This window comes from Stenotrophomonas sp. STEN022, from assembly GCF_056760155.1.
On record NZ_JBRREG010000039.1, the window covers coordinates 26,219 to 37,328 of the forward strand.

The window sequence follows — 11,110 nt, forward strand, 5'->3', positions numbered from 1 at the left end:
GCGTGAGCAAGGCCGATGCGCAGTTGTTGAGCATGGACATGATGGCGCAGGCGGCCTTGCTGGCTGCCGGTGACGTCAGCTGCGCGGAGCTGATCGAGCAGCAGCTGGCGGCCATCGCTGCCAGCCAGGCGCAGATCAACAGCTATATCCATGTCGATGCGGAAGGCGCATTGGCTGCGGCCGCGCAGTCCCAGCAACGTCGCCAACGTGGCCTGGCGCGTCCTTTGGAAGGCCTGCCGATCGCGGTCAAGGACAATATCGATGTGGCTGGCATGGTCACCACCGCTGGCATGGAGACCCGCCGCCACAGCGCCCCGGCTAGTGCCGATAATCCGGCTGTGGCCGCATTGCGCGCAGCCGGCGCGGTTCTCGTCGGCAAGCTCAACATGCACGAAGCGGCGATGGGCGCCGACAACGACAACCCGTTCTATGGTGCTTGCCACAACCCGCATCGGCACGGTCATACGCCGGGCGGTTCCAGCGGTGGCAGTGGCGCGGCGGTGGCCGCTGGTTTGTGCGCGGCGGCGCTGGGCACCGACACCATGGGTTCGGTGCGCATCCCGGCAAGCTATTGCGGTGTGGTTGGGCTCAAGCCCAGTTGGGGCGCGATCAGCACGCGAGGCACCGTTGCCCTGTGCAGGCGGCTGGATCACATTGGCCCATTGACGCGTTCGGCGCGTGACCTGCGCCTGTTGCTGCAGATCATGTCTGGCTTCGATCCGGACTGCGCGCAGTCGCGCTTCATCCAATACGCCGCGCCGGATGCGGAGGGCCTGCGCATTGGCGTGGTGGATCTGTTCGATGCAACCGATATCGCGCCCGACGTGCAGGCGGCATTCGAGGATGGCCTGCGCGTGCTGGTCGGCTTGGGCCACCAGCTGAAGCCGCTGCCGGCACCGGCGTTTGCGTCGGCACGCGCACGTCGCGCTGGCCTGCTGATGAGCGAAGCCGAGTTGTTGGTCGAACACGCCGAGGCCTGGGCCGCTGACCGCAGCAGATTCTCGCCGTTGCTGGTCAAGCTGATGTCGTGGGCAGAAGGCCGCAGCGCTGCAGAGCTGGCTGCCGCCTCGCAGCTCGCCGATCGCGGGCAGGTGCAGCTGCAGCAGTGGCTAGCGCGTTGCGACGTGCTGGTAATGCCGACTGCGCCCCAGCGTGCATTCGCCTTCGGTACCCCGGCGCCGGCCAGTCAGGCCGATCTCACTGCCTACGCCAACCTGGCCGGCAACCCCGCCTTGTCGGTGCCGCTGCCGGTAGCTGCGGGAGAGTTGCCCGCCGGCATGCAGCTGATCGGCAATGTGGGCGACGAACTCACGCTGATTGCGCTGGCGGAGGCCTTCCAGCACGCCATCGGCTGGCAGCCCGCGCTGCCGCAGGCCTGCGATACATGGTGGCCGAAATGAATCTGCTCGAAGGCGTTCGCGTTCTAGACCTGTCGCGCATCCTTGCCGGCCCCTGGGCCACGCAGGTGCTGGCCGACTTCGGCGCCGATGTCATCAAGGTCGAGCGCCCCGGCGTGGGTGACGACACCCGCAGTTGGGGCCCGCCCTACCTGCAGGACGCCGACGGCAATGACAGCAGCGAGTCGGCGTATTACCTGTGCGCCAACCGCGGCAAGCGCTCGGTGGCGATTGATTTCACCACCGCCGAAGGGCAGGCGCTGTTGCGCGAGCTGGTCGTGCATTGCCACGTGCTGGTGGAAAACTACAAGGTCGGCGGCCTGAAGAAGTACGGGTTGGATTTCGCCAGCCTGCAGGCCATCAACCCGAAGCTGGTGTATTGCTCGATCACCGGCTACGGCCAGGACGGTCCTTATGCGCAGCGCGCCGGCTATGACGCGGCGATTCAGGCCATCGGCGGCCTGATGAGCGTCACCGGCGAGCCAGACGGTGCGCCGGGTGCCGGCCCGCAGAAAGTGGGTGTGGCCGCGACCGATCTGATGACTGGCATGTATGCGGCGACGGCGATCCTGGCTGCGTTGCGCCATGCTGAGCGCACCGGTGTTGGCCAGCAGATCGATCTGGCGCTGCTGGATACCCAGGTCGCATGGCTGGCCAACCAAGCCTCCAACTATCTGATCGGCGGCGTGGTGCCGACCCGGCAGGGCACGGCGCATCCGAACATCGTGCCGTACCAGGTGATGCCGGCGGCTGATGGCTATTTCATGCTGGCGGTTGGAAATGATGGCCAGTTCGCGCGCCTGTGCGAGGTGATTGGCGAGCCCGAGCTGGCGCGTGATCCGCGCTATGCCAGCAACAACGCACGGGTTGCCAACCGAGAGCTGCTGGTGCCGCATCTGCAGCAGGTCTTGCGTACACGACCGGCTGCCGAGTGGTTGGCGGCGCTGGAGCAAGCGGTGGTGCCGGCCAATCCGGTCAACCGCATCGATCAGGTGTTTGCCGATCCGCAGGTGCAGGCGCGTGGTTTGCGGATTGAACTGCCGCATGCCGGTGGTGGCAGGGTGGCGATGGTGCGGAATCCGCTGAAGTTCTCGGCGACGCCGTTGCGCTATGAGCAGGCGGCGCCAGTGCTGGGGCAGCACACCGCTGAGGTATTGGGAGAGGTGCTTGCCGTTGATGGTGAGCGGCTGCGGGTGTTGCGTGAGTTGGGTGTGGTCGGGGTTGCTGCTGAAGCTAAAAGCTGAGAGCTAGAGCTAGAGCTAGAGCTAAAAGCGTTACCCCTCCCCAACCCTCCCCTTGGCTGCGCCAAAGGGAGGGGCGCATGCCTGCAATCTGTCGGGTCGCCGCGACCCGCTCTGCTCCCTCCCTTTGGCGTAGCCAAGAGGAGGGTTGGGGAGGGGTGCTTTTGGCGATCAATCTTCAGCTGGAGCATTGCCAGCTTCGCGGCTTACACCGCTCCCACAAAAAACAAAAAAACCAAAGCGCCAATCACGCGCCGCCAGAGAATCCCTGCTGCCGCCACGCCTCATACACCACCACGGCGACCGAGTTGGACAGGTTCAGGCTGCGGTTGTTGGGCTGCATCGGCAGGCGCAGGCGATGGCCATCGGGCAGGGAATCAAGCAGGTCCTGCGGCAGGCCGCGGGTTTCCGGGCCGAACAGGAAGGCATCGCCATCGGCGAACTGCACGGTGTCATAGCGAACGCTGGAGCGGGTACTCAATGCAAACAAACGCTTCGGGGCGATGCGCGCCAAGGCGGTTTCCAGGTCCGGATGGACCTGCATCTGTGCGTACTCGTGATAGTCCAGGCCGGCGCGCTTCAGCTGCTTGTCACTGAGGTCGAAACCCAAAGGCTCGATCAGGTGCAGCCGCGCGCCGGTGTTGGCGCAGAGCCGGATCACATTGCCGGTGTTCGGCGGGATCTCGGGCTGGTAAAGCACTACATCGAAAACAGGGGCAGAAGTCATCGGCGCAGTTTACGCCGGGTGTTGCGTCATCGCTGGCTTAGTTGGAAACCATGCCCTGTGCGACGACCTTGCCGATGGCTTCGGCGGCGGCTTCAGCAGCCATGGCCTGCACCTGCTCCACCTCCGGGCGGACGGTGATGGCCGGCAGCGACACCATCCACTGGCCGGCACGGGTGCCGATGGCGACCGGGCTGGCGGAGGCCAGCTGGCTGGCGGTCTGTTCGGCCATCAGCTCGACGATCTGGCCGACGGTCGGGCGGACCTGCACCGCAGCCAGGGTCGGGATGTTGCTGCTGGCTTCGTGCTGGGCCTGTGCCAGCTGATCAGCGGAAGGGCGAACCTGCACGGTGTCCAAAGTGACGATATCCGAAGCCTGGACCGAAGAAACAAAGCCGGTGCTGGCGACGAGGGCGATGGCAAGGGCGAGAGACTTGGCGTTCATGGCGGGACCTGTTTGGTGTGTGTGGGCAGTGGTGTGGTAGTAAGGTAGTACAGTGATTTTCGTAGTGCAAGGACTTTCGCTACTTTTTTTGTTCTGTTCAGCAATCAGTCATTTAGCGTCTGAGGCGATTTGGCTGCGAGTAGTAGGCAGCAGGATGCGTGCCAATCGCATCTGATTGAAAAATAAAGAGTTGTTGTTTATGGAAAGTGTCCGCTGTCCGGACACCCGCCGCGCCCGCAGTGACCGGACGGACACCGGTACAGCTGCTTCGTTACCCATGACGCATGGCGTATGCCGATGTGACGGCGCCCGGTTAGGATCAGCGTTCACCTTCATACCCAAGGGAAATGGAATGAACGCAGCTATGCCCCGTACCGCCTTGTTGACCCTGGCCCTGAGTGCCGCCCTCGGCGGATTTGTTGGCGTGCCGCTGGTTGCGGAGGCCAAGCCGGCTGCCGCCACTGCGTCGGTGGACATTCCGTATGAAGAGTTCACCCTGCCCAACGGCCTGCGCGTGGTGGTGCACACCGACCGCAAGGCGCCGATCGTGGCGGTGAACATCTGGTACCACGTCGGCGCCAAGGACGAACCGGCCGGCCGCACCGGCTTCGCGCATCTGATTGAACACTTGATGTTCCAGCGCAGCGAAAACCACGACGGCGAGTTCTTCGAACCCTTCAAGCAGGTTGGCGCCACCGACCAGAACGGCACCACCAATACCGACCGCACCAATTACTTCCAGAACGTGCCGACCACCGCGTTGGACATGGCGCTGTGGATGGAGTCGGACCGCATGGGCCATCTGGTCGGCGCCATCGATCAGGCCGCCCTGGATGAGCAGCGTGGTGTGGTGCAGAACGAAAAGCGCCAGGGCGAGAACCAGCCTTACGGTCAGGTGTGGGACAAGTTGACCCGTGCCATGTACCCGGCAGGTCACCCGTATCACCACGGCGTGATCGGCTCGATGAACGACCTCAACGCCGCCTCGCTGGACGACGTCAAAACCTGGTTCCACACCTGGTACGGCCCGAACAACGCGGTGCTGGTGCTGGCCGGTGACATCGACGTGGCCACCGCCAAGGAAAAGGCCGCCAAGTACTTCGGTGATATTCCGGCCGGTCCGACCATGGCGCAGCCGGCGGTGAACGTTGCGCAGCGCGCTGCCACCACCCGCGAAGTGATGACCGACAAGGTGCCGCAGGCGCGCATCTACCGCGCCTGGAACGTGGCCCAGGTCGGCACCACCGATATCGATCAGCTCGACCTGTTCTCCTACGTGCTGGGCGGCGCCAAGTCCTCGCGCCTGGACCAGCGCCTGCTGCACAAGGACAAGCTGGTCGACAACATCAGCGCGATGACCGATGCCTCGCAGCTCGGCTCCAACTTCCTGATCATGGCGACGGTCAAGCAGGGTGTGGACCCGGCCAAGGTCGAGGCGGCCATCGACGAAGAACTGAAGCGTCTGATCGCCGAAGGCCCCACCGCCGATGAGCTGGAGCGCGCCAAGGTGCAGTCACGTGCCGGTTTCGTGCGTGGCATCGAACGTATTGGTGGCTTCGGCGGCAAGGCCGACGCACTCGCACAGTGCGCCGTCTACGAAGGCAACCCGGGTTGCTTCCGCACCTCGCTGGCCAATGTGGACGCAGCTTCTGCTGCAGACGTGAAGGCAGCCGGCGCCAAGTGGCTGGGCGTGGGCGACCACACCATCGTGGTCGAGCCGGGCGAGCGTGTTGCGCTGGCCGAGCTGCCGTCGGTCAAGCCGGCGCCGTTCAACGTGCCGGCCGTGGACAGCAAGTACACCATCCTGCCGAGCCAGGTCGACCGCAGCGCCGGCGTGCCCAAGACCACCAGCTTCCCGGAACTGAAGTTCCCGCAGCTGCAGCGCGCCACGCTGAAGAACGGCACCCAGGTGGTGCTGGCCGAGCGCCATGACATCCCGGTGGTGCAGTTCAGCTATGAGTTCCCGGGTGGCTTCACCGCCGACCGTGGCCGCAAGCCGGGCACCGCCAACTTCACCATGGGCATGCTGGACGAAGGCGCTGGCCAGCTCGGCTCGCTGGCGTTCGCCGATGCGGTGGAAAGCCTGGGTGCCAGCGTCAACGCCGGTGCGTCGCTGGATGGTTCCAGCGTGTACCTGTCGGCACTGAAGGAAAACCTGGCGCCGTCGCTGGCACTGTATGCCGACGTGGTGCGTGCACCGCGCTTCGAACAGAGCGAGATCGACCGTATCAAGGCCACCTGGATTGCTGGCATCCAGCAGGAGAAGGCGCAGCCGAACGCGGTGGCGATGCGCGTGCTGCCGCCGTTGCTGTACGGCGCTGGCCACCCGTATGCGATTCCGTTCACCGGCAGCGGCAATGAGGCGGCAATCCAGTCGCTGACCCGCGAGGACCTGACCTCCTTCCACAAGCAGTGGATTCGTCCGGAAGGCGCCACCCTGATCGTGGTTGGCGACACCACCTTGAAGGACCTCGTGCCGCTGCTGGAGCGCAGCTTCGGTGACTGGAAGGGCGAGGGTGCACGGCCGAAGGTGGAGGCGCTGACCAATGTGGACCGCCCGCAGGCATCGCGCGTGTTCCTGATCGACCAGCCGGGCGCGGTGCAGGCCAACCTGTTCGCCGGTCAAGTGGCGCCCTCGACGATGGATTCGGGCACCACCCGCTTCGACATCGCCAATGGCGTGCTGGGTGGTGACTTCACCTCGCGTCTGAACATGAACCTGCGTGAGGACAAACATTGGTCCTACGGCGCGCGTTCGTCGGCCTCCAATGCACTGGGCCAGCGCCCGTGGATCGCGGTTGCACCGGTGCAGATCGACAAGACCGGTGAGGCGATGAAGGAAATGAACGCCGAGATCAGCCAGTTCGCCAGCGGCCAGCGTCCGCCAACCGAGGCGGAGGTCAACCGCATCCGCAATATCCAGACGCTGAGCCTGCCGGGTGCCTATGAAACCGCGTCGGCGGTGATGAGCACCATTGGCGGCATCGTGCGTTACGGTCGTCCGGACGACTACGTGTTCAAGCGCAAGGCCGAGATCGAAGCCATGACCCCGGCGCAGGTTGCCGAGGCAGCCAAGATCCTTGATCCGTCCAAGTTGACCTGGGTGGTGGTAGGCGACCTGAAGCAGACCGAAGCCCCGGTACGCGCATTGAAGCTGGGCGAAGTGACGGTGATCGACGCCGACGGCAAGCCGGTGGAGAAGAAGTAAGCGGTAGGGCGTAGCCCGCTGCTCCCGCTTAAGCTCCTCTCCCGTTTACGGGGTGAGAGGGGCAGCTTGCGAACCAACGGTTCGCTGCCCATCGAACGCCCTTGCGTCAGCGCAAGGGCGGGGGCGCGGAGCGGGGGTTGGGGTGAGGGCAGCTTCTAGCTTTGGCCGGTAAAGCCCCTGCCGAGCATGGCTCGGCACTACATTTGCGCCCCCTCCCTTTCGCGCAGCGAAGGGGAGGGCTGGGGAGGGGTAGGTTTTGTTTTGAGCCCCTCTCCCGTATTCGGGAGAGGGGTTGGGGTGAGGGCAGCTTCTAGCTTTGGCCGGTAAGGCCCCTGCCGAGCATGGCTCGGCACTACATTTTTGCCCCCTCCCTTCCGCGCAGCGAAGGGGAGGGCCGGGGAGGGGTTGTTCTTGTCTTTGCCGCGCGCCCAATCACCGGGATCACCACCTGTTCATCCATTCCCGGCACAATCCCTGCTGATCTTCACAAGGAATAGTCCATGCGCGTCCTGCTTCTGTCCGCCCTGATCGCCAGCACCGCCGCCTGCACCTGGGTGCCGATTGAGTCCAGCGGCAAGACCGTGCGCGTACTGCCCGCTGGTCCGGTGGCGCCGGGCTGTGTAGCCAAGGGCGAGATCGTGGTGTCGGTAAAGAGCAAGGTCGGCTTCTACAACCGCAACCCGCTGCGCGTGCAGGAAGAACTGGAAACCCTGGCCCGCAACGAGGCCCCCAGTGCCGGCGCCAATGCCGTACAGGCCAGTGGCCTGCCGGCCGATGGCAGCCAGCGCTTTGCTGCCTTCCAGTGCCCGCCGCGCTGATTTTCCAGCTGTCTTACGGCCCCGGCGGCTCCATACGCCGGGCCGCCGATTTGTAAAGATGCGGTAAAAATGCGCAGGCGCTAGAATGGCGACCCCTTCGCCTGAGTCTTGGCGCTTTCTGATGCCTTTTCAAAATGTCTCGATCGCGGGACTGGCGCATATTGATGCGCCGCATACGCTGACCTCAAAGGAAATCAACGAGCGGCTCCAGCCCACGCTGGAACGCCTTGGCATTCGTGCCGACGTGCTTGGCGATATCGCCGGCATCCACGCGCGCCGCCTTTGGGACCAGGGTACACAGGCCTCGGACGCCGCCACCATGGCCGGCCGCAAGGCGCTGGAAGATGCCGGCATCACTGCCGACAAGGTTGGCCTGCTGGTCAACACTTCCGTCAGCCGTGATTACCTAGAGCCGTCCACCGCTTCCATCGTGTCCGGCAACCTGGGCATTGGCGAAGACTGCGTCACCTTCGACATCGCCAACGCCTGCCTTGCTTTCATCAATGGCATGGACGTGGCCGCACGCATGCTGGAGCGCGGCGACATCGACTATGCGTTGATCGTCGACGGCGAGACCTCCAACCTGGTCTATGAAAAGACCCTGGAGCGCATGATGTCCCCGGACATCACCGCCCAGCAGCTGCGCGACGAAGTCGCCGCGCTGACCACCGGTTCCGGTGCGGCAGCAATGGTGATGGCGCGCTCGGAGCTGGTGCCGGACGCCCCGCGCTACAAGGGCGGCGTGACCCGTGCAGCCAACCAGTGGAACAAGCTGTGCGTGGGCAACCTGGACCGCATGGTCACCGACACCCGCATGCTGCTGATCGAAGGCATTAAGCTGGCCACCAAGACCTTTGAAGCCACGCGCGAAGCGCTGGGCTGGGCGGTGGAGGAGATCGACCAGTTCGTGATCCACCAGGTCAGCCAGCCGCACACCAATGCCTTCATCAAGGCCTTCGGCATCGACCCGAAGAAGGTGATGACCATCTTTGGCGAGCACGGCAACATCGGCCCGGCTTCGGTACCGATCGTGCTGAGCAAGCTGCGCCAGCTGGGCAAGCTCAAGAAGGGCGACCGCGTCGCGCTGATGGGCATTGGCTCGGGCTTGAACTGCACGATGGCCGAGGTGGTCTGGTAACAAGGCCGTGGTCTGACGGCTTGGCTTCCGTAGGAGGCGCAATTGTCAGCCCGCAGGTTTTTGCCTTCTCCCCCTGCGGGAGAAGGTGCCCGAAGGGCGGAAGAGGGGGACGCGTGCGCAGCACGCAAGCGCCTGGAGTGCGAGCGGTAGTCCACGCTCCTCCACTCCGACCAATCCTCTCCCCAACCCCTCTCCCGACGGGAGCGGGGCTTAGCAGCCGCAGGTGCAACCCGATGAACAAACTCCCCGGTTACCCCAGCAAGACCCATCGCTTCGAGGTCCGTCCCGGCTTGTCGATGAACTACATCGATGAAGGCCCGCGCGATGGCGAGGTGGTGGTGATGCTGCACGGCAACCCGTCGTGGAGCTATCTGTGGCGGCACCTGGTCAACGGCCTGAGCGACAAGTACCGCTGCATCGTGCCGGACCACATCGGCATGGGCCTGTCCGACAAGCCCGATGACAGCCGCTACGAATACACCCTGCAGTCACGTGTGGATGATCTGGATGCGCTGCTCAAGCACCTGGGTATCACCGGCCCGGTGACCCTGGCCGTGCATGACTGGGGCGGCATGATCGGCTTTGGCTGGGCCTTGTCGCACCACGATCAGGTCAAGCGCCTGGTGATCACCAATACCGCCTCGTTCCCGCTGCCGCCGGAAAAGCCGATGCCGTGGCAGATCGCCATGGGCCGGCACTGGAAGCTGGGCGAGTGGTTCATCCGTACCTTCAACGCGTTCTCGTCTGGTGCCTCCTGGCTGGGCGTGAGCCGGCGCATGCCGGCGGATGTGCGTCGCGCCTATGTGTCGCCGTACAACAACTGGGACAACCGCATTTCCACCATCCGCTTCATGCAGGACATCCCGTTGTCGCCAGCCGACAAGGCCTGGTCGCTGCTGGAGCGTGCGGCGCAGGCATTGCCGTCGTTCGCGGATCGCCCGGTGTACATCGCCTGGGGCCTGCGTGACTTCTGCTTCGACCATCACTTCCTGACCGGCTTCCGCAAGGCCTTGCCGCAGGCTGAAGTGACCACGTTCGAAGACGCCAACCACTATGTGCTGGAAGACAAGCACGAAGTGATCGTGCCGGCGGTACGCGCGTTCCTTGAGCGCAACCCGCTGGGGTGAGCCTTGAGCTCCCGCATTGCCTGCTTCTGCCCCCTCCCTTGCGCCGAAGGCGGAGGGGAGGGCTGGGGAGGGGTGAGCTTTTGTGGCCTTTCCCATTGCACCAGCTTCGCGGCTGACGCCGCTCCTACAGACACGCGTGGGTGTGCGAAGCTCTGTGCTTCTTTGCACAGGGAGTGAAGGATGGATTTCGACAGCCTGGACCGTCAGCTGCGTGACAGTGCGCAGGACCTCAGCTTGAGCAACGAGGAACGCTCGGCACTGCGCGAGCTGGGTGTCGAACTACCCCCCGACCGCCTGCGCTTCCTGCGCAATCGCGCCTTCGATATCGCCCGCGAGCAGGTCGCTGCCAATCCGGCTGAAGCGCTGCCGATGCTGAAGTGGGTTGAGCAGGTGGTACGCACACTGGACGTCAATGCCGGCCCGGTCGAAACCCTGACCAGTACCTATTTCTCCCCGGGCGATGCCTGCATGCAGCGGCTGCGCGCGCTCTGCGCCAGCGCGAAGCAGACCCTGGACATCTGTGTGTTCACCATCTCCGATGACCGCCTGAGCGGGGTCATCCTGGACGCGCACAAACGCGGCGTGGTGGTGCGCATCATCAGCGACAACGACAAGGTCTACGACGACGGCAACGATATCCGTCGCTTGAACGAGAGCGGCATCCCGGTGCGGGTGGACCACAGCGAATACCACATGCACCACAAGTTCGCGCTGTTCGATGGCAAGCAGCTGGCCAATGGCAGCTTCAACTGGACGCGCACTGCCACCGAGCACAACGATGAGAACCTGGTGGTGAGCAATGACCGCAACCTGGTACGCAGCTTCGCGCAGCAGTTCGAGGTGTTGTGGGGGCGTTACAAGGCGCTTTGAGGGGGCGCAGTGACGGTGTTGTCGAGGTGAAAACCCGGCGGGCGGGCGGGGCCCCGCCACAGCCTGCAACCGCCATAGGGCGTTTAGGGGGCGGGGGCGGGGGGTTTGGGTGTTAGTGCGGGTGTTCGTCGTGGTTGTGGGG

9 protein-coding genes are annotated in these 11,110 nt (G+C 64.5%); 7 read left to right on the forward strand and 2 right to left on the reverse strand.

Going from position 1 to position 11,110, the window contains the following annotated elements; translation table 11 throughout:
* Positions 1 to 2: 2 nt before the first annotated feature.
* Together ACVOMF_RS10145 and ACVOMF_RS10150 are read left to right on the forward strand one after the other, a co-directional pair.
* Entirely contained in the window at positions 3 to 1,400 is a 1,398-nt protein-coding gene (locus ACVOMF_RS10145) for an amidase (protein WP_481509166.1), read from the forward strand.
* Positions 1,397 to 2,641 carry a CaiB/BaiF CoA transferase family protein gene (locus ACVOMF_RS10150; protein ID WP_481509167.1) on the forward strand — a complete coding sequence of 415 codons (1,245 nt, stop codon included), beginning with the start codon at positions 1,397 to 1,399 and terminating at the stop codon, positions 2,639 to 2,641. Before ACVOMF_RS10145 ends, ACVOMF_RS10150 begins: the two co-directional genes overlap by 4 nt.
* Before the next feature lie 244 nt (positions 2,642 to 2,885).
* On the opposite strand, the gene trmL is transcribed toward ACVOMF_RS10150, so the two are convergent.
* Together trmL and ACVOMF_RS10160 are read right to left on the reverse strand one after the other, a co-directional pair.
* Positions 2,886 to 3,365: a tRNA (uridine(34)/cytosine(34)/5-carboxymethylaminomethyluridine(34)-2'-O)-methyltransferase TrmL gene (trmL, locus tag ACVOMF_RS10155; protein WP_481509168.1), complete on the reverse strand. Its 480-nt coding sequence runs from the start codon at positions 3,363 to 3,365 to the stop codon at positions 2,886 to 2,888.
* Positions 3,366 to 3,402: 37 nt separating this feature from the next.
* Positions 3,403 to 3,807, reverse strand: coding sequence for a hypothetical protein (locus ACVOMF_RS10160; protein ID WP_481509169.1), 405 nt, complete (start codon positions 3,805 to 3,807; stop codon positions 3,403 to 3,405).
* Positions 3,808 to 4,159: 352 nt separating this feature from the next.
* Between ACVOMF_RS10160 and ACVOMF_RS10165 the strand changes: the two genes are divergently transcribed.
* From ACVOMF_RS10165 to ACVOMF_RS10185, 5 genes are all read left to right on the forward strand, one after another.
* Positions 4,160 to 7,015, forward strand: coding sequence for a M16 family metallopeptidase (locus ACVOMF_RS10165; RefSeq protein ID WP_481509170.1), 2,856 nt, complete (start codon positions 4,160 to 4,162; stop codon positions 7,013 to 7,015).
* A gap of 500 nt (positions 7,016 to 7,515) precedes the next feature.
* Positions 7,516 to 7,833, forward strand: coding sequence for a DUF4156 domain-containing protein (locus ACVOMF_RS10170; protein ID WP_481509171.1), 318 nt, complete (start codon positions 7,516 to 7,518; stop codon positions 7,831 to 7,833).
* Between the two features lie 121 nt (positions 7,834 to 7,954).
* Complete coding sequence (locus ACVOMF_RS10175; protein WP_313174064.1) at positions 7,955 to 8,971, forward strand: 3-oxoacyl-ACP synthase III; 1,017 nt, start codon at positions 7,955 to 7,957, stop codon at positions 8,969 to 8,971.
* A 233-nt stretch (positions 8,972 to 9,204) separates the two neighbouring features.
* Positions 9,205 to 10,098, forward strand: a complete 894-nt coding sequence (locus tag ACVOMF_RS10180; protein ID WP_481509172.1) for an alpha/beta fold hydrolase — start codon at positions 9,205 to 9,207, stop codon at positions 10,096 to 10,098.
* 180 nt (positions 10,099 to 10,278) lie between these two features.
* On the forward strand, positions 10,279 to 10,968 hold the full coding sequence (locus tag ACVOMF_RS10185; RefSeq protein WP_481509173.1) for a phospholipase D-like domain-containing protein: 690 nt from the start codon (positions 10,279 to 10,281) through the stop codon (positions 10,966 to 10,968).
* Positions 10,969 to 11,110 lie beyond the last annotated feature (142 nt).

Bases quoted from the DNA above. Each gene is read 5' to 3' on its own strand.
- ACVOMF_RS10175 (WP_313174064.1), top strand. From the start codon at position 7,955: ATGCCTTTTCAAAATGTCTCGATCGCGGGACTGGCGCATATTGATGCG.
- ACVOMF_RS10170 (WP_481509171.1), top strand. From the start codon at position 7,516: ATGCGCGTCCTGCTTCTGTCCGCCCTGATCGCCAGCACCGCCGCCTGC.
- ACVOMF_RS10165 (WP_481509170.1), top strand. From the start codon at position 4,160: ATGAACGCAGCTATGCCCCGTACCGCCTTGTTGACCCTGGCCCTGAGT.
- trmL (WP_481509168.1), bottom strand. From the start codon at position 3,365: ATGACTTCTGCCCCTGTTTTCGATGTAGTGCTTTACCAGCCCGAGATC.
- ACVOMF_RS10180 (WP_481509172.1), top strand. From the start codon at position 9,205: ATGAACAAACTCCCCGGTTACCCCAGCAAGACCCATCGCTTCGAGGTC.
- ACVOMF_RS10150 (WP_481509167.1), top strand. From the start codon at position 1,397: ATGAATCTGCTCGAAGGCGTTCGCGTTCTAGACCTGTCGCGCATCCTT.
- ACVOMF_RS10160 (WP_481509169.1), bottom strand. From the start codon at position 3,807: ATGAACGCCAAGTCTCTCGCCCTTGCCATCGCCCTCGTCGCCAGCACC.
- ACVOMF_RS10185 (WP_481509173.1), top strand. From the start codon at position 10,279: ATGGATTTCGACAGCCTGGACCGTCAGCTGCGTGACAGTGCGCAGGAC.